The organism is Pseudotabrizicola sp. 4114 (genome assembly GCF_031457365.1).
Taxonomy (GTDB): domain Bacteria; phylum Pseudomonadota; class Alphaproteobacteria; order Rhodobacterales; family Rhodobacteraceae; genus Pseudotabrizicola.
In genome coordinates, this window is sequence record NZ_JAVDWP010000010.1 from 47,289 (window position 1) to 69,217 (window position 21,929).

The window sequence follows — 21,929 nt, forward strand, 5'->3', positions numbered from 1 at the left end:
GATGACCGCCGACCTGATCCTGACCAACGCCCGCGTCCTGACTATGGACGCATCCAACCCCCGCGCCGAAGCCGTGGCCATCGCCGCAGGCCGCATCCTCGCCACAGGCTCTGCCGCGCAGGTCGGGGCGCTGGCGGGGCCAGAGACGCAGGTGATCGACGCGAACCGCCGCACCGTGCTGCCCGGCTTTGTCGAAAGCCATCTGCATCTGGTGCTTGGCGGGGCGGAACTCGGCCATCTGCATGTCTCGGGCCTGCATGGGATCGACGCCCTGCGCGACGCCTTTCGCCGCTTTGGTGCGGCGCACCCCGACCGCCCGCTCCTGATGGCGCAGGGTGCGGATTACGCCATGCTGGACCATCCCGTCACCCGGCAGGATCTGGATGCCATCCTGCCCGACCGCCCCATCGCCATGACAGCGCATGATCACCACACCGTCTGGGCCAACACGGCGGCGTTGCAGGCGGCGGGCATCCTGCACGGGATGCAGACCCCGCACGGGCATCAGGTGGTCATGGCCCCGAATGGCACCGCCACCGGCGAGTTGCGCGAGTTTGAGGCCTTCGCCCCGGTGATCGCGCTGGGCGGCGAGGCGCGGCTGAACCTTGGCATTGCCACCGGAGAGGAGCCCTCCCCTTGGCCCGACGCGGCGGAGCGTGCCATCGACAAGGCCAAGATCGAGGCTGGCCTGAAGCATTGCGCCGCCCATGGCATCACCAGCATGGTGAACATGGATGGCAACCGCTACACGCTGGAGCTCTTGCGCGAGATGCAGGCAGAGGGCCGCCTGACCGCACGCGTCAAGGTGCCGTTCCACTTCAAACCGCATATGGACCTGTCCGCGCTGGACCGGGCCGAGGAAATGACCCGCGATTTCAACGACGACTGGCTGCAATCCGGTTTCGTCAAGATGTTCATGGATGGCGTGGTCGACAGCCGCACCGCCTCTATGGTCAACGATTACCCCGATCAGCCCGGCCACCGCTCTGACCCCTTGTTCGCGCCCGACCGCTTCAACGAAATCGCAACCGAGATCGACCGCAGGGGCCTTCAGATCGCGGTGCATGCCATCGGCGATGGCGCGGTGCGCACCACGATTGATGGCTACGAGGCGGCGCAAAAGGCCAATGGCCGCCGCGACAGCCGCCACCGGATCGAGCATATCGAGCTGATCGACCCGTCAGACATCCCCCGCCTTGGCGCGCTGGGCATCACCGCCAGCCTGCAACCGCCGCACCCGCCGGGCGCAATGGATTTCCCGCTGATGCCGACGCTGGACCGGATCGGCCGGGCCCGCTGGAAAGACGCCTATCTGTGGAAAACCCTCGCCGATCAGGGCGCTGCACTGGCCTTTGCCAGCGACTGGCCGGTGACTGATGTTTCCGTCATGCGCGGGATGCAGGCCGCGCTGACGCGGCAGCCCTATGACGGCTGCGCCGATGAACGCGTCGGGCTGATGGCAACCTTGCAGGCCTACACCGCAGGTGGCGCTTGGGCCGCGCATTGCGACCACCTGACAGGAAAGCTGATCCCCGGCATGGCGGCAGATGTGGTGATGATCGACGGCGATGTGGAAACCTTGGCCCCCGACGCCCTCGGCGCCACCGCCATCGCCCTCACGATCTGCGGCGGGCGCATCACGCATCAGGCGCTGTGACCCGGCTCTGCCCGGTCTTTCAGCAAGGGCAGCATCAGCGCAAACAGCTCTGCCTGTGACGAGATCCGGCAGCGGGCATAAAGCTGTTTGCGGAACACCTTGACCGTCTGCGCCGACAGGCCCAGCCGCAGCCCGATCGACACGGTCGAATGGCCGCGCAAGATCAGCAGCGCCACCTCGGCCTGACGCGGCGACAGGTGAATGCCATGCCCCGTCCGCGCGGCATCGGCCAGCAGGGCAGGGGTATCTTCGGCGGGGCCGGTAGAGCGCGCGATATTGGCCCAATGCGCCTCGACCAGCGCCAGCACAATCGGCGCAATCCGGCTGCACGTCTCGACCTCGCGCATCGCAAACACCCGCCCCGACGACGCATCGCGCCCGACACAGATGTTCAGCGTGACCCAGGGCGAGGGATAGGCGACAAAGGTGATCTCGTCGATCAGCGTGGTCTGGTCGTAATATTCAATGAAATAGCGGCTGCGCTGAAACGCATCCGGCGCAATATCGGCAATCCGGTACGCGCCCCCCGGCGCACGCCGCAGGTGCAGGTCGTAAAACGGGTCCAGCCGGTAGGCCCCGGCCAGATAGGTGCCCTCCAGCGCAGCAAACACCTGCGGATGGTCGGTCTGCCGGTACAGCACCAGCGGCGGCCCCGCGCTGCGATAGGCCAGAATGATCAGGTTATCCGGCGCACAGACCGCACGAAAGAACGAGGCCAGCGCCTGCTCAAACCCCGGCAGCCCGCGCAGGCGGATGGCCTCGGCCAGTTGCGCTTCGGCCAGATTGGGCAGCGCCTGCATCGCGGTGTCATACCTCGTTAGGGGTATATACCCCGGAAAATCCCGTGATTAGCGTTTGATGGCATATTCCGGGGGTATGGACCAGCTGCATGCAGACCGCCATCGACATCCGCACCGTGACCAAGACCTATGGCACCTTCACCGCGCTCAAGGCTGTGTCGCTGTCGATCATGGACAATGAGTTCTTCACCCTGCTCGGCCCTTCCGGCTGTGGCAAGACCACGCTTCTGCGCATGATCGCGGGTTTTGAGGATGTGACCAAAGGCGACATCCTGCTGTTTGGCCAGAACATCGCCGCGCTCGACCCCAACCTGCGCCCGGTCAACACGGTGTTCCAGCAATACGCCCTGTTCCCGCATATGTCGGTGATCGACAACGTGGCCTTCGGGCTGAAGATGAAGGGCTTTGACCTGCCCACACGGCGCAAGCGCGCGGGCGAGATGCTGGAAATGGTGCACCTCTCCAGCTTTGCCGACCGTCTGCCCGCCCAGCTGTCGGGCGGCCAGCAGCAGCGCGTGGCGCTTGCCCGCGCCTTGGCCCCGCAGCCAAAGGTGCTGCTGCTGGATGAGCCTCTGTCAGCACTCGACCTCAAGCTGCGGCAGGCGATGCGGATGGAGCTGAAACAACTGCAACAGGACACCGGCATCACCTTTATCTTCGTGACCCACGACCAGGAAGAGGCGCTGACCATGTCCAACCGCATCGCGGTGATGAGCGCGGGCCATGTCCAGCAGATCGGCACCCCGCGCGACATCTACGAATCCCCGGTCAACCGTTTCGTCGCCGATTTCATCGGCGAGACCAACCTGCTGGAGGTGGATGTCGCCCGCATCACCGGCGATCAGGCACAGGTGATCCTGCCCGGCGGTCATACGATCACCTGCTCCACCGCGACCCACGATCCCGGCCGCCACCAGCTGTCAATCCGGCCCGAACGGCTGACGCTGGGCCCGGTGGGCACGGGGCTGGAGGCGGTGGTGGATCAGGTGATCTATCTGGGCACCGATCTGCAAATCCACGTCCGGCTTGATGGCGGCACGCCGCTGCAGATCCGCATCCAGAACGCCGCCCGGACCGAAGTTCCCGCACCCGGCACCCGCATCGGCCTGCAGCTGGAGGAGGGCGCGGCGCGCCTTCTGGCCGACTGATGGCCGGCGCAGCCCCAACCACGGCCCCCGACACCGGCACCAGTGCCGAGACAACCTATCGCAGCGCCCGCGTGCCGCTGTTGCTGCCGACATGGCTGGTGATCGGGTTTTTCCTGATCCTGCCCGTGGCCCTGATGGCGGTGTATTCCTTCCTGACCAAGGAAATGCGCGGCGGCGTGATCTGGGAGTTTTCCCTTGCTGCCTATGACCAGTTCTTCATCAACCGCGGCCTGTTCGGCGACGAGCCTCCCTCCCTCGAATGGACCTATATCAGCGTCTTTGGCCGCTCCATCGTGCAGGCCGCCACCGCCACCACCCTGTGCCTGTTGATCGGCTTTCCCACCGCATGGTTCATCGCCACCCGCGCGCCCGCCACCCGTGGCGTCTGGCTGTTCCTGATCACCGTGCCCTATTGGGTCAACCTGCTGATCCGCACCGTCAGTCTGCGCTTTCTGATCCGCGAAAACGGCCCCCTGAACGATGCGCTGCTGGCCACCGGCCTGATCACCGAACCCCTCGCCCTGATCAACACCAACTTCGCCGTGCAGCTTGGCCTGTTCTACAGCTACCTGCCCTTCATGGTCCTGCCGGTCTATGCGGCGGTCGAGCGCTATAATTTCACCCTGTCTGAGGCCGCCGCCGATCTCTATGCCAGCCGATGGGTCACCTTGCGCCACATCGTGCTGCCAATCGTCAAACCCGGCATCATCGCCGGCTGCCTGCTGGTCTTCATCCCGTCGCTGGGCGCGTTTCTGGCGCCCAACCTGTTGGGCGGGGCCAAGAATTTCATGATCGGATCGCTGATCGAGGAACAGTTCAAACGCTCGCTCGGCAACTGGCCATTTGGCGCGGCGGTGTCGATGATCCTGATGAGCCTCGTGCTGATCCTGCTCCTGCTTTACGCGCGCAGCACGGCCCGGGCGGAGGCACGCTGATGGCCCTGCGCTCGGTCCGCCACTACCCCGGATTTTTCAGCATCGCCATGCTGTGCCTGATCATCCTCTATGCGCCGCTGGTCGTGGTCACGGTCTATTCGTTCAACGACTCAGCCTCGATCACCAACTGGGGCGGCTTGTCGCTGCGCTGGTACCTTGATGTGTTCACCGGGCCAGAGGCCCCGCGCTTCCGCGCCGCCGCGTGGAACTCGCTGACCATCGCCGTGCTGGCGGCAACGATTGCCACCGCCATCGCCACCGCCGCCGCACTGGCGATGCTGCGCGCGGGCAAGTTCAAGGGCCGGTCGCTGACATTCGCCCTGATCAACATGCCGCTGATGGTGCCCGAAATCGTGATCGCCGTCGCCACGCTGATCTTTTTCACCATGATCGGCTTCACCACCGGCTATCTGACCATCCTGATCGCGCATATCACCTTCTGCATCCCGTTCGCCTACCTGCCCATTGCCGCCCGGCTGCAAGGCATCGACGGCAGTTATGAGGCCGCCGCCCGCGACCTCTACGCCACCCGGGCGCAGTCGTTCTGGCTGGTGTTGCTGCCGCTGATGGCCCCCGGGGTAATCTCGGGGTACCTCCTGGCCTTCATCATCAGCCTCGACGATTTCATCATCACCAACTTCGTCAAAGGGGCCGGAATGGAAACCCTGCCGACCGCGATCTTCGGCTCGGTCAAACAGGGGATCAAACCCAATATCATGGCGATTTCCACGCTGATGCTGGGCGTCTCCATCCTCTTCGTCACCCTGTCCTACCTGATCAACCGCAAGGGCCGCCAGAGTCCGTAAATCAGGCCCGTAAACCAAGCCCGTCCAACAAGGAGCCCGCCATGAACCGCCTGATTTCCACCACCTCTGCCCTGTGCCTGATCGCCGGGGCCGCCCATGCCGAAGGCACGCTGTCGGTCTATCACTGGTTTGAATACATCCCGCAGGAGCTGGTCGACAAGTTCACGGCGGAAACCGGCATCACCGTGACCATCGACACCTATGACAGCAACGAATCCATGCTCGCCAGCCTCAAGGCCGGCAAGCTGGGCCAGTATGATGTGGCGGTGCCCGGCGACTTCATGGTCAAGATCATGGCCGACAGCGGCATGCTCGACACCTTCACGGCCGAAGAGATGACAAACCTGCCCAACATCGCGCCGCAATGGCTGGATGTGCCGTTTGATCCGGGCCGCACATCCTCGATCCCCTATCAATGGGGCTCCACCTCCTTTGCGGTGAACCGCGATGTCTACGCAGGCGACATCTCCAGCCTCGGCATCCTCTTTGACCCGCCCGAGGAATTGCGCGGCAAGATCAACGTGCTCGACAGCCAGGCCGAAGTGCTGGTCCTCGGCTCGCTCTATCTCGGTATCCCGCAATGCTCCACCGACCGCACCCAGCTCAAGGCGCTGTCCGATATGCTGGTGGGCGCCAAGCAGCACTGGGCCAGCTTTGGCTCTGACACCGCCAAGGATGTGCTGGTCTCCGGCGATGCGGCGGCGGGCATGATCTACAACGGCTTTTCCGCCAAGGCCCGGGCCGAAGGCGCAAATGTCGAATACAGCTACCCGACCGAGGGCAATATGCTGTGGATGGACAATGTGGTGCTGCTCAAAGACGCGCCCAACCGCGCCAATGCGATCACCTTCATGAACTTCCTGCTGGAACCGGAAAACGCCGCCGCCGTCACCAATTACGCCGCCTACACCTCGGGCGTGTCCGGGGTGGAGCCATTCCTCGATGAAGCCATCCGCACCAGCCCGGAAAACAACCCGCCCGCAGACGCCGCCCCCGGCGTCTTTGCCGAAGTCTGCGACGAGGACACGCAGAAACTCTACGACGCGATCTGGATCAACCTGAAAAAATAGCCAACCCTGGCGCTCATCGCTCCCATGCGGGCCTCTTCGATGCGAAGAGCGCCCGACAGGGAGCGATGGGCCGCCGCAGAAAGGGGCCTTTCCCATGCGCCTTGCCGTCCTGCAATGCCCGTCGCCCGCTGGCGATGCGGGTGCCGCTCTGTCCGCCATCGGCTCCGCCCTGCGCGCCGCAGCGGCAGCGGGGGCCAGCATCCTGACCGTGCCCGAGGTGTTCGTGCCCGGCTACAATCACCCTGATGTGCCGGGCAGCCCCCCCGATCCGCACATGCTTGACCGGCTTGCAGCCACCGCCCGCGCCGCGCGCTGCGCGCTGGTGATCGGCTACGCCGAACGGGAGGGTGACCGCCTCTACAATTCCGCGCTCTGCATCGGCCCCGACGGCACCCCCCTCGCCAACTACCGCAAGATCCAGCTGTACGGCCCGCGCGAACAGGCGCTCTACACCCCCGGCACCGGCTATGTGACCTATGATCTGGCCGGGCAAAAACTTGCCCTGCTGATCTGCTACGACATCGAATTTGCCCCGCATATCAAGGCGCTGGCCGCGCAGGGCGTCAGCCTGATCCTGTGCCCCACCGCCAATATGCACCCCTTCATCCATGTCCCCCGCGTCACCGTGCCCGCCATGGCCGCCAGTCATGGCGTCTCCATCGCCTATGCCAATTACTGCGGCACCGAGGGCGATCTGACCTATACCGGCGGCAGCCAGATCATTGGCCCGCATGGCGAGACTCTTGCGCTGGCAGGCGAACACCCCGCCCTGCTGATCGCCGATCTGCCCCCGCGCGATCCCGCCCGCCTCTCCACCCAATCCGCCGATTTCAGGACGGTCTGACCATGCCGAAAGACACGCGTGACAGCCGTTATGACATCCTGTTCCAGCCGATGCAGATCGGCCCCAAAACCGCCAAAAACCGCTTCTATCAGGTGCCGCATTGCAATGGCGGCGGCTACCGCGACCCCTCTGCCGTGGCCGAGATGCGCCGCACCAAGGCCGAGGGCGGCTGGGGCGTGATCTTTACCGAACAGACCGAGATTCACCCGACCTCCGAAATCACCCCCTTCATCGAACAGCATCTGTGGGAGGATAAGGATATCCCCGCCCTCGCCGCGATGGCCGATGCGATGAAATCGCATGGCGCGCTGGCGGGCATCCAGCTGGCCTATTCCGGCATCAACGGCCCCAACCTCTATAGCCGTGAGGTGCCGCTGGCGGTCAGCGGCGGCCCGATCCTGACCTTCACCTCCGATCCGGTGCAGGCCCGCACCATGGACCGGACCGACATCCGCGATCTGCGCCGCTGGTTCCGCAACGCCTTCCGCCGCAGCCAGTCAGCGGGCTTTGACCTGATCTGCCTCTATGGCGCGCATGGCTTTGGCATCCTGCAACATTTCCTGTCCCGCGCCACCAACCACCGCACCGATGAATACGGCGGCAGCCTCCAGAACCGCGCCCGTTTCCTGCGTGAAATCGTCGACGAGGCCCGCGAGGAAACCAAGGGCGAGCTGGCAATCTCCCTGCGCCTGTCGCTGCACGAGGCCGGAACCTTCGGCTTTTCCAACGCCGAACTGCGCGATTTCATCGAAATGCACGGCGATCTGCCCGACATCTGGGATCTGGCCCACGGCACATGGGAAGCCTGCTCCGGCACCTCGCGCTTCAAACCCGAAGGGGCGCAGGAAGACCTCGTGCGCGGCATCAAGGCGCTGACCGCCAAGCCGGTGGTCGGGGTGGGGCGCTTCACCTCTGCCGACGCCATGGTCCGCCAGATCCGCTCTGGTATCCTCGATTTCATCGGCGCGGCGCGGCCCTCCATCGCCGATCCGTTCCTGCCGAACAAGATCGCCGAGGGCCGCTTCGACGACATCCGCGAATGCATCGGCTGCAACATCTGCGTCTCCGGCGACATGACCGGCGGCATTTCCCGCTGCACCCAGAACACCGCCTTCATGGAGGAATGGCGCAAGGGCTGGCACCCCGAACGCGCCCGGCCAAAGGGCCGTTCCGACACCGTGCTGATCGTCGGCGCCGGCCCCACCGGGCTGGAGGCCGCGCTGCAAGCGGCAAAGCGCGGCTACCATGTCACCCTGGCCGAGGCGACGACCACGCTTGGTGGTCGCGTCGCGCGCGAACGCATGCTGCCCGGTCTGTCGGCCTGGGGCAGGGTGGCCGACTTCCGCACCGGGCAACTGGCCCCGCTGACCAATGCCGAGATCTACCGTGACAGCCGCCTGACTGCCGATGATGTGCTGGCCATGGGCGCGCAACATGTGGCGATTGCAACGGGGTCAAGCTGGCGGCGCGATGCGGTGGCCCGCCTGCACCTGCACCCCATCCCCACCGATCCCGCCATGCCGGTGTTTTCCCCCGATGACATCATGGAGGGTGGCGGCCCCCCCGGCGGGCGGGTCACGCTCTATGATGACGATCATTTCTACATGGGGTCGGTCATCGCCGAGGTGCTGATGGCGCGCGGCTGCGCGGTCGATTTAGTAACCCCCGCCACGAAAGTGGCCGAATGGTCCGAAAACACGCTGGAACAGGCCATCATCATGCGCCGCCTGCTCGATCTGGGCGTGACCGTCCACACCAGCAAAGCGCCCGAGGCCATCACCGCCACCGGCGTCACACTGGGCTGCACATGGACCGGCGCGCACAGCACGCTGCCAGCCGACGCCGTGGTCATGGTCACCTCACGTCTTCCACACGACAGCCTCTACCACGACCTGCGCGCCCGTCAGGGCGACTGGGCCGATGCCGGCATCCTCTCGGTCAAGCTGATTGGCGATGCCGCTGCCCCCGGCCCGATTGCCTGGGCCACCTATGCCGGGCGCCGCTTTGCCGAAGAGCTCGACGAACCCGACGACCGGGGCGACACCCCCGCCTTCCGGCGTGAGGTGGCGCGGCTGGAACCATTGCCCTCGCGCCTGCCTTCGTAAAGACTGGCACCAAGGGGGCATCACATGACACCGACCGAAACATGGCTCAGCCGCCTGATCGCCCACCCCACCGTCAGCAGTGTCACCAACCTGCCGCTGATGGCAGAGGTTGAAAAGGCGCTGACCGCCCTTGGCGCGGTCTGCACCCTTTTCCCCGATGCCACCGGGCAGAAAGCCGCCCTGCTGGCCCGGCTCGGCCCCGATGGCCCCGGCGGGCTGATGCTGTCGGGCCATGTCGATGTGGTCCCGGTCACCGGGCAGGACTGGACCGTGCCACCGTTCGCGCTGACCCGTCAGGGCGACCGCCTCTATGGGCGCGGCACCACCGACATGAAGGGCTTTATCGCCGCCATGCTGGCCTTGGCCGGGCGCGCGCCAACGCTAACCCGCCCGCTCTGGCTGGCCATCTCTTATGACGAGGAAGTCGGCTGCATCGGTGTCCGCCCGATGCTGGCCGCCATTGCCGCGCGCAACATCCGCCCCGATCTGGTGGTGGTGGGCGAACCCACGTCGATGCGGCTTGGCCTTGGTCACAAGGGCAAGCTGGCCTTTACCGTCTCCGCCAAGGGCACCGCCCGCCACTCGTCCGAGGCACCGCTGGCGCTCAACGCCCTGCATCTGGCGGCGGATTTCATGACCGGGGTGCGCGCCTTGCAGGATGACATCGCAGCACACGGCCCGGCCGAAGATGGCTATTCCGTCCCGTATGCCACCGTGCATGTCGGCCGCCTGACCGGCGGCACCGTCGTCAACCTTGTGCCCGACAGCGCAGAGCTGCTGATGGAGCTGCGGCTTCTGGCCGCCGATGATCCCGCCGCCCTGACCGCCCGCCTGCACGATCTGGCGGCGCAGATCGTCGCCCCGCATCGGGGCGCTTTCCCCACCGCCGACCTGACCGTCGTTGAGACTGGCGGCTACCCCGGCCTGTCCACCCCGCTCTCCCCCGCCGTCCACACTTTCGCCACCTGCCTGCCGCCCGGCACCCGACCGTGCAAGCTCAGCTACGGCACAGAAGGCGGGTTGTTCGCGCAAAGTCTTGGCGTGCCGGTGGTCGTCTGCGGCCCCGGCGACATGGCGCAGGGCCACCGCCCGGATGAGTATATCGAGACCGCCGAGCTTGCCGCCTGCGACGCCGCGCTGGATGCCGCCCTTGCCCGGTTCTGCGCCTCACCAGATGCGCGTGCTGATTAGGCCCTACCTAATCAGCGACACAGAAAGCCCTACTTTTGCCATACGTAAACCTGACGCATCCTCCGACGCAAACCGGCACCTTTCCGCAGACAGGACCCCCCCATGGCCCACACCCGCCACCGCAAGTTCAACACCAAGGACACCTACCCCGAACAAAAGCTCGATAACGATCTGGCGCAGGCCGTCGTCGCCCGTGGCCGCATGGTGTTTTTGCGCGGTCAATGCCCGCAAGACCTTGATACCGCGCAGAATATCAACAGCCACGACCCGGTGGAACAGACCCATAAGGTGATGCAGAACATCCGCCAGCTCTTGGAAGAGGTCGGCGGCAGCATGGAACACCTGTGCAAGGTGGTGGTCTACCTGACCGACGTGCGCCACCGGGAGGCGGTGTATCGCACCATGGGCGAGTACATCAAAGACGTGCACCCCGTCTCGACCGGCGTTGTCGTCACCGCCTTGGCCCGGCCCGACTGGCTGGTGGAAATCGACGGCACGGCCGTGATACCGGATTGATTTCATGACATTTTCTCTGATCGCCCGTTGCGCGCGTACTGGCCAGTTTGGCATGGTCATTGCCTCATCTTCCCCCGCCGTTGCGGCCCGTTGCGCGCATGTCCGCGCCGGCGTGGGGGCGGTGGCCAGCCAGAATGTCACCGACCCCGCCCTCGGCCCGTTGCTGCTCGATCAGCTGCAGGCCGGGTTGTCTGCGCCGGATGCTCTGGCGCAGATCACCACGGACCGCGCGCATATCGACTATCGCCAGTTGCTGGCGATTGACGCGCAGGGCCGCACTGCCATCCACTCGGGCAAACAGGTGCTCGGCCTCTGGGGGGAGGCGATGGGCACAGATTGTGCCGCAGGCGGCAATCTGCTGGTAAATCACACCATCGCTGGTGCCATGGTCACCGCCTTTGAGACCACCCAAGGCCCCTTGGGAGAGCGCCTCATGACCGCGCTGGAGGCCGGTCTTGCCGCAGGCGGTGAGGCGGGTCCGGTCCATTCCGCCGGGCTGAAACTGGCAGACCGCCTCAGCTGGCCGCTGGCCGATCTGCGCATCGACTGGGCCGATGACCCCATCGGCATGCTGCGCAGCGCCTGGGATGTCTACCACCCGCAAATGCTGGCCTACGTCCAGCGCGCCACTGACCCGACTCAAGCCCCCAGCTATGGTGTGCCCGGCGATGAATGATCCCACGCCTTGCGCCAAGGGCTGAAGATGCCCCTGCGCTTCACCCTCCGGCAGCTGGAATACCTCGTCGCGGTGGGCGATGCCGGGTCGATTGCGGTCGCGGCAGAGCGGGTCAATGTGTCCTCCCCCTCGATCTCTGCCGCCATCGCGCATCTGGAGCATGAATTCGGCCTGCAACTCTTTGTCCGCCGCCATGCGCAAGGCCTGTCGCTGACCAGCGCGGGGCGTCAGGTCTGTGATCACGCCCGGCAGATTCTGGCGCAGGCCGGGCAGCTGAACGATCTGGCGGGCAGCATCACCCAGACCGTGCAGGGGCGGCTGCATGTCGGCGGGCTGATCACCTTTGCGCAGGTGATCCTGCCGCAACTGCGCCGCAGCTTTACCGACCTGCACCCGCAGGTCGAGTTTCACCAGTCCGAAGGCGACCAGCCCGATCTTTACGACGGCCTGCGCAAGGCCACGCTGGACGCGGCTCTGGGCTACGACCTCGACATCCCCGCCGATCTGGATTTTGTGCCGCTGGCCAGCCTGACCCCCTATGCCGTGCTGGCCGTCACCCACCCGCTTGCCGGGAATGACACCGTGACACCGCAGGATCTGGCCGCCTACCCGATGGTCCTGCTCGACCTGCCGCTGTCGGCGGATTACTTCCTGTCCTGCTTTCACGCCGCCGGGCTGAAACCGCGCATCGTGGAGCGGACCCGTGACATGGGGGTGATGCAAAGCCTTGTGGGGCAGGGCTTTGGCTATTCCATCGCCAATATCCGCCCCTGGTCCGACCGCTCGCCCGATGGCCAGCCTTTGCGCTTTGTGCCGCTGACCGGCGGGGTGCGCCCCATGCAGCTGGGCCTGATCCTGACCATGGGCGCGCAATCTGCGCTGACCGTGCGCGCCTTTGTCGCCCATTGCCACGACCAGCTGACCCCGGAAAAGGTGCGCAGCCTGCGCCCGGCGATAGACCCCGGTGTGGCTTAGCCGCAGCCTGATCCGGGCTGAGCCAGATCATCGTTTTCCCGAACCAAGGGACGGATTACACCTTTCCCATCCCCACTCTTGAGAGGACGCCGCAGATGAGCCTTGAAAAAATCAACACGATGGTTATTGGCGGAGGTCAGGCCGGGGTGGCCACCAGTGCGCATCTGGTGCAACACGGCATACCACATCTGGTGCTGGAGCGCGCCCGCATCGCCGAACGCTGGCGGTCCGAGCGTTGGGATTCGCTGGTCGCCAACGGCCCCGCCTGGCATGACCGTTTCCCCGCCATGACCTTTGACGACCTTGACCCCGACAGCTTTGCCGGCAAAGACCGCGTGGCCGCGTATTTCGAGGCTTTTGCCAGCAAGATCAACGCGCCGATCCGCTGCGGGGTCGAGGTGACGGCGCTGCACCGCACCCCCAGCGGCACCTTCCGCGCCGAAACCAGCGATGGCGTGATCGAGGCCGAGCAGGTGGTGGTCGCCACCGGCCCGTTTCAGAAACCGCTGATCCCGGCCATGGTGCCTGCGCAACCCGGGCTGACCCAGCTTCATTCCAGCGCCTACAAGAACCCCGCCCAACTTCCCGAAGGCGCGGTGCTGGTGGTCGGCGCAGGCTCGTCCGGCGCGCAGATCGCCGAAGAATTGCAGCGCGCGGGGCGTCAGGTCTATCTGTCGGTCGGCCCGCACGACCGCCCGCCCCGTCGCTATCGCGGGCAGGATTTCGTCTGGTGGCTGGGCAAACTGGGCAAATGGGACGCCAAGGCCAAGGAGCCGGGCACCGAGCATATCACCATCGCCGTCAGTGGCGCTTACGGTGGCCACACGATGGATTTCCGCCGCCTCGCCGCGCAAGGCGTGGTGCTTCTGGGCCGCGCCAATGGCTTTGCGAATGGCGCGCTTACGGTCAACGATGACCTCGCCCGGAACATCGCCCAAGGCGACGCCAACTATCTGTCGGTGCTGGACGAGGCTGATGCCTATGCCGTTGCCCACGCCCTCGACCTGCCCGAAGACCCCGGCGCGCGCGTCTTTGCCCCGCTGCCCGGTTGCGTGACGCAGCCGCTGCTGTCGCTCGATCTCGCCGCACAGGGCATCACCAGCATCATCTGGGCCACCGGCTTTGCGCTCGACTACAGCTGGATCAAACTCGACGCGTTTGACGAACAGGGCCGCCCGCTCCACACCGAAGGCGTGTCGCAGGTGCCCGGTCTGTATTTCGTCGGCCTGCCGTGGCTGTCCTGCCGGGGGTCAGCTTTCATCTGGGGGGCCTGGCGTGATGCCGAACGGCTGGCTGCCCATATCGCCGCGCGGGTGCCCGCACATGCCTGACCCGCAGGCAGAACGCCCGACGCCGCTGCAAAACCTTGCCGCCGGGCCACAGCGCGCTTGCCCGATCCCCGATCCCTGCGCATGCTCGCAGGGCAACCCATCGGCAGACGGAGGTGTCAGATGACCCGCCACGACCCAGACCTCAGCCCGCTGGCCGAACTTCGAGCCAATGTCGCGCAGCCCTTCGAACGCGCCACTGCCATGCCGAAATCGGTCTACACCTCGCCCGATTTTGCCGCGCTGGAACAGCAGCACATCTTTGCCCGCGAATGGCTCTGTGCCGGTCGCGCCGATGCGCTGCCCAATCCCGGCGATTACCTGACGATGGAGATCTCGGGCGAGCCCATCATCATCCTGCGCGACCGCGAAGGCACCCTGCGCGGCCTGTCCAACGTCTGCCGTCACCGGATGAGCACCCTGCTCGAGGGGCGCGGCAACACCCGCGCCATCGTTTGCCCCTATCACGCCTGGACCTACAACCTTGACGGCACGCTGCGCGGCGCGCCCGCGATGACCCTGAACGAGGGGTTCTGCAAAGACCAGATCGCGCTGCCGAAAGTGCGGGTCGAAAACTGGCTTGGCTGGATCATGGTCACCCTGAACCCCGACGCCCCCGCCCCGACCGAGGCCCTGAGCGACGTCGAAAACCTCGTCGGCTATCTCGGCATGGAACACTATGTCGAGGCGTTCCGGGAGGAGTTCCACTGGAACACCAACTGGAAGGTGCTGGCCGAGAATTTCATGGAAAGCTACCACCTGCCGGTCTGCCATGCAGACACCATCGGCGGCACGGTCGACCTGTTGAAAATGACTTGCCCCGAGGGGTTCCCCGCGTTTAACTACCATTACATCGTCAAGAACGACTCCCTGCCGCTGACCCTCGCCCACCCGTCGAACACCACCCTGACCGGGGATGAGCGGCGGATCACCTGGCTGGTGTCGGTCTACCCCGCCCTGCTGATCACGCTGACGCCGGGGTATTTCTGGTATCTCTGCCTCACCCCCGATGGCCCCGGAAAGGTGCATGTCCTGTTCGGTGGCGGTCTTGCGCCGGACTGGGCCGCCGACCCGCAGGCGCCTGCGCATTTTGCGGCACTCAAGGCGCTGCTTGATGATGTGAATGTCGAAGACAAAGGCTGTGTCGAACGCGTCTATCGGGGCCTGTGCGCCGATATGTCCTCCCCCGGTGCGCTCAGCCATCTGGAGCGGCCAAATTTCGAATTCGCCACCTATATCGCCGGCAAGATGCCCTGAGCCTTCCCCTGTGCTTGTTCCGCCCGGCCCGGTTGTCTAGGCTGCGGGCCAAGCAGAACAGGGGCCCTTGTGGACAGCCGCACCACCCATCACGACCGCATCCTTGCCGATCTGCGCGACCGCATCACCGGCGGCGTGTGGCCCCCCGGCTTTCAGCTGCCGTTTGAAACCGTGCTTGCCGAACAGCATGGCGTGTCGCGCATGACGATGAACAAGGTGCTGGGCCAGCTCACGCGCGAGGGCTTTCTGGTCCGCCGCAAGAAGCTGGGCACCTTTGTTGCCCAACCAATGGCGCAGGCGGCGGTGATGGCGATCACCGATATCGAGGCCGAGGTCCGCGCCCTTGGCCTGCCCTGGCGCTTTGCCCTGACATTGCGAGACCTGCGCCCGCCACGCCCCGATGAAATCCAGACCGCCTGCATCGACGGGGCAGCACCCGTTCTGGCGCTGCAAGGCCTGCACTACGCGGGCGACCAGCCGTTCTGCCACGAATCCCGCATCATCAACCCCGTCAGCGCGCCTGCCGCCCTTACGCAGGATTTCCGCACCATCGCCCCCGGTCAGTGGCTTTTGCGCGAAATCCCGTGGACATCTGCCGACCACCGCATCCGCGCCATCAACGCCCCCGCCCCGATCGCCCGCGCGCTGGCGCTCGCTGCGGGGGAGGCCTGTCTGGAAGTCACCCGCCGCACCGAAAGCGCCGGGCAGTGGGTCACGCTGGTCACCCAGACCTACCCCGGATCGCGGCACCAGCTGGTCAGCCGCTTCACCCCGGACGAGCGTTGAATTTGAGTATTTTTTCCAAGATGAAATCCATGCCGTTTCATCTTGGCCCAAATACTCACTGATCCCGCAAGGGTCAGGCGCGCGGCAGACGGATCGCGATGACAGGCGCACCCAACAGGTGCGCCACAAGGTTCGTCTCTGCCACGACCAAATCCACCAGATCCAGCCGTGCCAGACCGGCGACGGGCGCCAGCAGCAGGGCAAAGCGGGCCCCGGCTGTGAGTGGCCCGACGGTGACCTGCGCCTGTAGCGGGCGGCGGGTCATCACGTTGAAGTCGAGGAGGGGCGGGCCTTCAAGCTTGGCCTCGCAAAGCGCGTCGCCGGGAAAGGCAAAGGGCGGGCTGCCGGGGGCAAGGCGATGGTCTGTGCCGTCAAGGCTCAGCACCATGGCCCCGCCCTCGATCACCGTCAGCACCCGGTCCACCCCCGGAAACAGCGAGAACGGGCCGGAGCGGTCCACCCGCGCTGTGCTCAGGCGCAGGGTGAAATCGTCAAGGCCCGCCCCTTCGGGCCAGCACAGAATCTCCGCCGTCTCCCCGCCGCCGTTTTTCCACGGGCGAAAGACGCGGGCGGCGGCGGGGTAGACGCCGTTCATCCGAGGCCCGGCAGGCGGAGACCGTGGTCTGACGCACACTCGCGCGCGATGTCGTAGCCCGCATCGGCATGGCGCATCACGCCTGTGGCCGGGTCGTTCCACAGCACCCGCTCCAACCGCTTCGCCGCTTCCTCGGTGCCATCGGCCACGATCACCACCCCGGCATGCTGGCTGAACCCCATCCCCACGCCGCCGCCATGGTGCAGCGACACCCAGGTCGCGCCCCCGGCCACGTTGAGCATCGCATTCAACAGCGGCCAATCGCTGACCGCATCCGACCCGTCCTTCATCGCCTCGGTTTCCCGGTTGGGGCTGGCCACCGAGCCGGAATCCAGATGATCCCGCCCGATCACCACCGGCGCCTTCAGCTCGCCCGAGCGCACCATCTCGTTCAGCATCAGCCCGGCGCGGTGGCGATCCCCCAGCCCGATCCAAGCGATCCGCGCGGGCAGGCCCTGAAACGCGATCCGATCACGCGCCATATCCAGCCAGCGGTGCAGATGCGCGTTGTCGGGGAACAGTTTCTTCATCGCGGCATCGGTTTTGTAGATATCCTCCGGGTCGCCCGACAGCGCCACCCAGCGGAACGGCCCGATGCCCCGGCAGAACAGCGGGCGGATATAGGCGGGCACGAAACCGGGGAAGGCGAAGGCATTCTCCAACCCCTCTTCCTTCGCCACCTGCCGGATGTTGTTGCCATAATCCAGTGTCGGCACGCCAGCGTTCCAGAACCCCACCATCGCCGCCACATGCTCGCGCATTGACGCGCGTGCCGCCTTTTCCACCTCCTCCGGGTGGGTTTCGCGCTTGGCTTGCCATTCGGCCACGGTCCAGCCCTTGGGCAGATAGCCGTTGAGCGGATCGTGGGCCGAGGTCTGGTCGGTGACGATATCGGGCCGACCGTTCGGCATCACCTCCCCCGCCTGCATCCGGCGGTAGATCTCGGGGAACACATCCGCCGCATTGCCGATCAGGGCGACCGACTTTGCCTCTCCGGCCTTGGTCCACTGGTCGATCAGCGCCAACGCCGCGTCCAGCGTATGCGCCTTGGCATCGCAATAGCGGGTGCGGATGCGGAAATCGGCGCGGGTCTCGTCACACTCTACCGCCAGACAGCAGGCCCCCGCCATCACCGCCGCCAAGGGCTGCGCGCCGCCCATGCCGCCAAGGCCAGCGGTCAAAATCCACCGCCCCCGCAGGCTGCCGTCATAATGCTGCCGCCCGGCCTCGGCAAAGGTCTCATAAGTGCCCTGCACGATGCCTTGCGTGCCGATGTAGATCCACGATCCGGCGGTCATCTGGCCGTACATCATCAGGCCCTTGCGGTCCAACTCGTGGAAATGCGCCCAGGTCGCCCAATGCGGCACCAGATTGGAGTTGGCGATCAGCACCCGTGGTGCATCGGCATGCGTGCGGAAAATGCCCACCGGCTTGCCCGATTGCACCAGCAGCGTCTCGTCGCCCTCCAGATCGCGCAGCGCGGCGCAGATGCGGTCAAAATCCTCCCAGGTCCGTGCCGCCCGGCCGATGCCGCCGTACACCACCAGCTCATGCGGGTTTTCGGCCACATCGGGGTGCAGGTTGTTCATCAGCATGCGCAGGGCGGCTTCGGTCAGCCAGCTTTTGCAGCTGATCTCGGTGCCGGTGGCGGGATAGATGTCGCGGGTGTTGTGGCGGGTCATGATGGCTCCCTCAGCTGTGCGCCAGACGCGGGGCCAGATCGGCCAGCGTGGCAAGGATTTCGGTCAATGTCTGGCGCAGATGGTCGGTGCGGGCGGGGTCCAGCGCAAACGGCGGTTCCTCCTGCGCCAGATGGCTGATCTGCGACAGCTCCATCTGGATCGCATGCACCCCGGTCTCTGGCCGGCCATAGTGCCGCGTGGTCCAGCCGCCCTTGAACCGCCCGTTCAGCACCCAACTGTGACCCGAAGCGGCGGCAATCCCCGCCACCGCCTGTTCCAGCACGGGCGCGCAGGTGGCCGCGTCATTGGTGCCGATGTTCAACTCGGGCAGGGTGCCCGGAAACAGCCATGGGATTTCCGACCGGATCGAGTGGCAGTCATACAGTACCGCCACCCCATGCCGCGCCCGCACCTTTGCCACTTCTGCCGCAAGGGCAGCGTGATAGGGCCGGTGCACCACCTCCAGCCAATGCGCCACATCTGCAGCCCCCGGTGGCTGGTCCCAGATCGGCACATTGTCGAAGGTCGTCTGCGGGATCAGGCCGGTGGTGGTCAGGCCGGGGTACAGGCTTTCGCCACTCGGGTCGCGGTTGAGGTCGATGACAGTGCGCGACTGCGTGGCTGTCACCGTCGTCAGCCCGGGGATCAGCCCGGCGTAAAGCTTGTGAATATGCCAGTCGGTGTCGCGCAGAACCCGGCCCTCATCGTTCAGTCGCCCCCAGACTTCGGACGGGACTTCGGTGCCGACATGCGGAAACGCCAGAATGACCGGGCCGTCGCCCTGCTGCACCTGCACCACCTGCATCACGCCACCCATGGCAGCAGCTCTGCCCCCGCCGCCTCCAGCGCGCCGGATGCCACCAGTTCGCCCGCAGCTTCCATATCTGCCCCCATGAACCGATCCGCCTCCAGCGCCGGAATCCGCGCCCGGATCGCCGCAATCGCGGCCTGCAAGGCGGGCGAGGTGGTCAGCGGCCCGCGCAGACCCACGCCTTGCGCCGCCACCATCGCCTCGACCCCGATGATCCAGTACAGGTTCTGCGTCATCGCCAAGAGCCTGCGCGCGCCATGGCAGGCCATCGAGACGTGATCCTCCTGATTGGCCGAGGTGGGCGTGGAATCGACCGAGGCCGGATGCGCCAGCATCTTGTTTTCGCTCATCAACGCGGCAGACGTGACCTCTGCGATCATCAGCCCCGAATTCAGCCCCGGCTTGGGCGTCAGAAACCCCGGCAGGCCAAAGTTCAGCGCAGGGTCTACCAGCAGCGCAATCCGCCGCTGTGCAATTGCGCCGATTTCGGCAACCGCCAAAGCGGTGATATCGGCGGCAAAGGCCACGGGTTCGGCGTGAAAATTGCCGCCCGACACCACCGATCCATCCGACAGCACCAGCGGGTTGTCGGTCGCGGCATTCGCCTCAATCTCCAGCGTGCGGGCAACGCCGCGCAGAATATCCAGCGCCGCCCCCGCCACCTGCGGATGGCAGCGGATGCAATAGGGGTCCTGCACCCGCTCATCCCCCTCCACATGGCTGTCGCGGATCTGGCTGCCCGCGAGCAGCGCGCGCAAACTGGCCGCCACGTCGATCTGCCCCTGATGCCCGCGCAAGCTGTGGATTTCCGCCGCAAATGGCGCGGTCGATCCCATCGCCGCATCGGTCGACAACGCCCCGGTGACAATCGCGGCGCGCAAGGCCCGTTCTGCCCGGAACAGCCCCGCGAGGGCCAAGGCGGTCGATACCTGCGTGCCGTTGATCAGCGCCAGCCCCTCTTTGGCGGCCAGCACCACCGGGGCCAGCCCGGCACGGGCCAGCGCCTCTGCCCCCGGCAGACGTTCCTCGCCCAGAAACGCCTCGCCCTCGCCGATCATCACCGCCGCCATATGCGCCAAAGGCGCCAGATCACCCGAGGCCCCGACCGAACCCTTTTCCGGGATCACCGGCAGCACGCCATGGGCCAGCATGCCCTCCAGCAACCCGCTCACTTCAGGCCGCGTGCCCGATGCGCCGCGCCCCAGTGACATCAGCTTCAGCGTCAGGATCATCCGCACCACTGCACCGTCCAGCGGCGCGCCGACGCCGCAGCAATGCGACAGGATCAGATTGCGCTGCAACTGCGCCACATCCCCCGCCGCGATGCGGATCGACGCGAGCTTGCCGAACCCGGTGTTCACCCCATAAACCGCCGCATCCCCTGCTGCGACCTCGGCAATCCGCGCCGCTGCCCGCGCCACGGCAGGCGCGCAATCGGGCGTCAGGCGGGGCGCGCCGCCCTGCCAGTACAGGTCGCGCAAGCTGGCCAGCGACACTGCGCCGGGGGTCAGGATCATCTCGGTCATGCGACCACCTCTCCTTGAAAAATCCGGGCGTGCAGGGGGTTGAACCCGATCCGCGCCACCAGCTGGGCCGGGGTTTCGGCGTTCCACAGCACCATATCTGCGGCGAGGCCCGGCGCGATCCGCCCGGTGACCTCTTGTAACCCCAGTGCCCGCGCCGCATGCGCCGTGATCCCCAGCAGACACTCCGCCACGGTCAGACGGAACAGCGTGGCCCCCATGTTCATCGCAAGCAGAATCGAGGTCAGCGGCGAGGTGCCGGGGTTGCAATCTGTCGCCAGGGCCATCGGCACGCCCGCCGCGCGGAACGCCGCGACAGGTGGCAGCACGGTTTCGCGCAAAGCGTAGAACGCCCCCGGCAGCAGAACCGCGACCGTACCCGATGCCGCCATCGCCTGCGCATCTGCTTCGGTCGCATGTTCCAGATGATCTGCCGACAGCGCGCCATAGCGCGCGGCAAACGCCGTGCCGCCGCTGTGCGACAGCTGTTCGGAATGGATCTTCACCGGCAGGCCAAGCGCGCGCGCCCGGTCATACAGCGGGGCCAGTTGCGCGGGGGTAAAGGCGATCCCCTCGCAGAAACTGTCGACTGCATCGACCAGTCCTTCGGCATGCGCCGCCTCCAGCCCCGCAATCGCCACTTCGGCGATATAGGCCTCGGGCCGCCCGTCATATTCCGGCGGCAGAGCATGCGCGGCCAGCCATGTGGTGCAAACCCGCACCCGCCGCGCGTGTCCCAAGGCTCGGGCGGCGCGCAGCATGGTCAGCTCTGATGCAACCGACAGACCATAGCCCGACTTCACCTCCACCGTGCACACGCCTTCGGCCAGCAGATGATCCAGCCGGGGCAGGCTGGCCGTGACCAGCGCCTCCACGCTCATCGCCCGCGTGGCGCGCATGCTGGCCTTGATGCCGCCGCCCGCCTGCGCGATCTGCGTATAGGGCACGCCGTCGAGCCGCATCTCGAACTCGTTCGCCCGGTCGCCGCCGAACACGATATGCGTGTGGCAATCCACCGGGGCGGGCGTCAGCAACCGCCCACCACAATCGACGATCCGGTGCCCATCACCCGCCAATCCCGGCCCCACCGCCAAAATCCGCCCGCCTTCGGTCAGCACGTCCAGCGCACCTGCCTGTGGCGCGCGGTCAATGCTGCCGTCAGCGGTGACAACCCGGGCATTGGTCCATAGCGTGGCTGTCATCGCGGCCCCCTGATGCGGCACA

General features: G+C 66.1%; 20 protein-coding genes. 14 read left to right on the forward strand and 6 right to left on the reverse strand.

Annotation, left to right across the window (positions count from 1 at the left end):
- Position 1: 1 nt before the first annotated feature.
- Positions 2-1,657: an amidohydrolase gene (locus tag J2X53_RS18090; RefSeq protein WP_349038902.1), complete on the forward strand. Its 1,656-nt coding sequence runs from the start codon at positions 2-4 to the stop codon at positions 1,655-1,657.
- Here the strand turns inward: J2X53_RS18090 and J2X53_RS18095 are convergent.
- On the reverse strand, positions 1,645-2,457 hold the full coding sequence (locus J2X53_RS18095; protein ID WP_349038903.1) for a helix-turn-helix transcriptional regulator: 813 nt from the start codon (positions 2,455-2,457) through the stop codon (positions 1,645-1,647). The two genes, J2X53_RS18090 and J2X53_RS18095, sit on opposite strands and share 13 nt — an antisense overlap.
- Before the next feature lie 89 nt (positions 2,458-2,546).
- On the opposite strand from J2X53_RS18095, the gene J2X53_RS18100 reads away from it, so the two are divergent.
- The 13 genes from J2X53_RS18100 (at position 2,547) to J2X53_RS18160 (ending at position 16,094) form a co-directional block, all read left to right on the forward strand.
- On the forward strand, positions 2,547-3,605 hold the full coding sequence (locus tag J2X53_RS18100) for an ABC transporter ATP-binding protein (RefSeq protein ID WP_349038904.1): 1,059 nt from the start codon (positions 2,547-2,549) through the stop codon (positions 3,603-3,605).
- Positions 3,605-4,540 carry an ABC transporter permease gene (locus tag J2X53_RS18105; protein WP_349038905.1) on the forward strand — a complete coding sequence of 312 codons (936 nt, stop codon included), beginning with the start codon at positions 3,605-3,607 and terminating at the stop codon, positions 4,538-4,540. The genes J2X53_RS18100 and J2X53_RS18105 overlap by 1 nt, the downstream gene beginning before the upstream one ends.
- Complete coding sequence (locus tag J2X53_RS18110; RefSeq protein ID WP_349038906.1) at positions 4,540-5,346, forward strand: ABC transporter permease; 807 nt, start codon at positions 4,540-4,542, stop codon at positions 5,344-5,346. Before J2X53_RS18105 ends, J2X53_RS18110 begins: the two co-directional genes overlap by 1 nt.
- 41 nt (positions 5,347-5,387) lie before the next feature.
- Positions 5,388-6,416, forward strand: a complete 1,029-nt coding sequence (locus tag J2X53_RS18115; RefSeq protein WP_349038907.1) for an extracellular solute-binding protein — start codon at positions 5,388-5,390, stop codon at positions 6,414-6,416.
- 94 nt (positions 6,417-6,510) lie between these two features.
- The gene (locus J2X53_RS18120) at positions 6,511-7,260 is read left to right on the forward strand and encodes a nitrilase-related carbon-nitrogen hydrolase (protein WP_349038908.1); all 750 of its coding nucleotides are present in this window, start codon (positions 6,511-6,513) and stop codon (positions 7,258-7,260) included.
- A gap of 2 nt (positions 7,261-7,262) precedes the next feature.
- Positions 7,263-9,365 (forward strand): FAD-dependent oxidoreductase, encoded by a 2,103-nt coding sequence (locus J2X53_RS18125; protein WP_349038909.1) that lies wholly within the window; start codon positions 7,263-7,265, stop codon positions 9,363-9,365.
- A 24-nt stretch (positions 9,366-9,389) separates the two neighbouring features.
- Positions 9,390-10,556, forward strand: a complete 1,167-nt coding sequence (argE, locus tag J2X53_RS18130) for an acetylornithine deacetylase (protein ID WP_349038910.1) — start codon at positions 9,390-9,392, stop codon at positions 10,554-10,556.
- A gap of 102 nt (positions 10,557-10,658) precedes the next feature.
- Positions 10,659-11,072, forward strand: coding sequence for a RidA family protein (locus J2X53_RS18135; protein ID WP_118155604.1), 414 nt, complete (start codon positions 10,659-10,661; stop codon positions 11,070-11,072).
- Between the two features lie 4 nt (positions 11,073-11,076).
- On the forward strand, positions 11,077-11,748 hold the full coding sequence (locus J2X53_RS18140; RefSeq protein WP_349038911.1) for a DUF1028 domain-containing protein: 672 nt from the start codon (positions 11,077-11,079) through the stop codon (positions 11,746-11,748).
- Positions 11,749-11,775: 27 nt separating this feature from the next.
- Positions 11,776-12,723: a LysR family transcriptional regulator gene (locus J2X53_RS18145; protein WP_349038912.1), complete on the forward strand. Its 948-nt coding sequence runs from the start codon at positions 11,776-11,778 to the stop codon at positions 12,721-12,723.
- A gap of 95 nt (positions 12,724-12,818) precedes the next feature.
- Entirely contained in the window at positions 12,819-14,054 is a 1,236-nt protein-coding gene (locus J2X53_RS18150) for an NAD(P)/FAD-dependent oxidoreductase (RefSeq protein WP_349038913.1), read from the forward strand.
- A gap of 120 nt (positions 14,055-14,174) precedes the next feature.
- On the forward strand, positions 14,175-15,308 hold the full coding sequence (locus J2X53_RS18155) for a Rieske 2Fe-2S domain-containing protein (protein ID WP_349038914.1): 1,134 nt from the start codon (positions 14,175-14,177) through the stop codon (positions 15,306-15,308).
- Positions 15,309-15,377: 69 nt separating this feature from the next.
- Complete coding sequence (locus J2X53_RS18160; RefSeq protein WP_349038915.1) at positions 15,378-16,094, forward strand: UTRA domain-containing protein; 717 nt, start codon at positions 15,378-15,380, stop codon at positions 16,092-16,094.
- A gap of 73 nt (positions 16,095-16,167) precedes the next feature.
- Here J2X53_RS18160 and J2X53_RS18165 read toward each other — a convergent pair whose 3' ends face one another.
- Genes J2X53_RS18165 through hutI form a run of 5 tightly spaced genes read right to left on the reverse strand, consistent with a single transcriptional unit; the run spans position 16,168 to position 21,907 of the window.
- Positions 16,168-16,689 carry a HutD family protein gene (locus J2X53_RS18165; RefSeq protein WP_349038916.1) on the reverse strand — a complete coding sequence of 174 codons (522 nt, stop codon included), beginning with the start codon at positions 16,687-16,689 and terminating at the stop codon, positions 16,168-16,170.
- Positions 16,686-18,371, reverse strand: coding sequence for a urocanate hydratase (hutU, locus tag J2X53_RS18170; protein WP_349038917.1), 1,686 nt, complete (start codon positions 18,369-18,371; stop codon positions 16,686-16,688). Before hutU ends, J2X53_RS18165 begins: the two co-directional genes overlap by 4 nt.
- A gap of 10 nt (positions 18,372-18,381) precedes the next feature.
- Entirely contained in the window at positions 18,382-19,176 is a 795-nt protein-coding gene (gene hutG / locus J2X53_RS18175; protein ID WP_349038971.1) for an N-formylglutamate deformylase, read from the reverse strand.
- On the reverse strand, positions 19,176-20,708 hold the full coding sequence (gene hutH, locus J2X53_RS18180; protein WP_349038918.1) for a histidine ammonia-lyase: 1,533 nt from the start codon (positions 20,706-20,708) through the stop codon (positions 19,176-19,178). Before hutH ends, hutG begins: the two co-directional genes overlap by 1 nt.
- On the reverse strand, positions 20,705-21,907 hold the full coding sequence (hutI, locus tag J2X53_RS18185) for an imidazolonepropionase (protein ID WP_349038919.1): 1,203 nt from the start codon (positions 21,905-21,907) through the stop codon (positions 20,705-20,707). Before hutI ends, hutH begins: the two co-directional genes overlap by 4 nt.
- Positions 21,908-21,929 lie beyond the last annotated feature (22 nt).

Excerpts from the sequence above, each read along its gene's own strand:
- J2X53_RS18090 (WP_349038902.1), top strand. The coding sequence starts at position 2 with ATGACCGCCGACCTGATCCTGACCAACGCCCGCGTCCTGACTATGGAC.
- J2X53_RS18095 (WP_349038903.1), bottom strand. The coding sequence starts at position 2,457 with ATGCAGGCGCTGCCCAATCTGGCCGAAGCGCAACTGGCCGAGGCCATC.
- J2X53_RS18100 (WP_349038904.1), top strand. The coding sequence starts at position 2,547 with ATGCAGACCGCCATCGACATCCGCACCGTGACCAAGACCTATGGCACC.
- J2X53_RS18105 (WP_349038905.1), top strand. The coding sequence starts at position 3,605 with ATGGCCGGCGCAGCCCCAACCACGGCCCCCGACACCGGCACCAGTGCC.
- J2X53_RS18110 (WP_349038906.1), top strand. The coding sequence starts at position 4,540 with ATGGCCCTGCGCTCGGTCCGCCACTACCCCGGATTTTTCAGCATCGCC.
- J2X53_RS18115 (WP_349038907.1), top strand. The coding sequence starts at position 5,388 with ATGAACCGCCTGATTTCCACCACCTCTGCCCTGTGCCTGATCGCCGGG.
- J2X53_RS18120 (WP_349038908.1), top strand. The coding sequence starts at position 6,511 with ATGCGCCTTGCCGTCCTGCAATGCCCGTCGCCCGCTGGCGATGCGGGT.
- J2X53_RS18125 (WP_349038909.1), top strand. The coding sequence starts at position 7,263 with ATGCCGAAAGACACGCGTGACAGCCGTTATGACATCCTGTTCCAGCCG.
- argE (WP_349038910.1), top strand. The coding sequence starts at position 9,390 with ATGACACCGACCGAAACATGGCTCAGCCGCCTGATCGCCCACCCCACC.
- J2X53_RS18135 (WP_118155604.1), top strand. The coding sequence starts at position 10,659 with ATGGCCCACACCCGCCACCGCAAGTTCAACACCAAGGACACCTACCCC.
- J2X53_RS18140 (WP_349038911.1), top strand. The coding sequence starts at position 11,077 with ATGACATTTTCTCTGATCGCCCGTTGCGCGCGTACTGGCCAGTTTGGC.
- J2X53_RS18145 (WP_349038912.1), top strand. The coding sequence starts at position 11,776 with ATGCCCCTGCGCTTCACCCTCCGGCAGCTGGAATACCTCGTCGCGGTG.
- J2X53_RS18150 (WP_349038913.1), top strand. The coding sequence starts at position 12,819 with ATGAGCCTTGAAAAAATCAACACGATGGTTATTGGCGGAGGTCAGGCC.
- J2X53_RS18155 (WP_349038914.1), top strand. The coding sequence starts at position 14,175 with ATGACCCGCCACGACCCAGACCTCAGCCCGCTGGCCGAACTTCGAGCC.
- J2X53_RS18165 (WP_349038916.1), bottom strand. The coding sequence starts at position 16,689 with ATGAACGGCGTCTACCCCGCCGCCGCCCGCGTCTTTCGCCCGTGGAAA.
- hutU (WP_349038917.1), bottom strand. The coding sequence starts at position 18,371 with ATGACCCGCCACAACACCCGCGACATCTATCCCGCCACCGGCACCGAG.
- hutG (WP_349038971.1), bottom strand. The coding sequence starts at position 19,176 with ATGCAGGTGGTGCAGGTGCAGCAGGGCGACGGCCCGGTCATTCTGGCG.
- hutH (WP_349038918.1), bottom strand. The coding sequence starts at position 20,708 with ATGACCGAGATGATCCTGACCCCCGGCGCAGTGTCGCTGGCCAGCTTG.
- hutI (WP_349038919.1), bottom strand. The coding sequence starts at position 21,907 with ATGACAGCCACGCTATGGACCAATGCCCGGGTTGTCACCGCTGACGGC.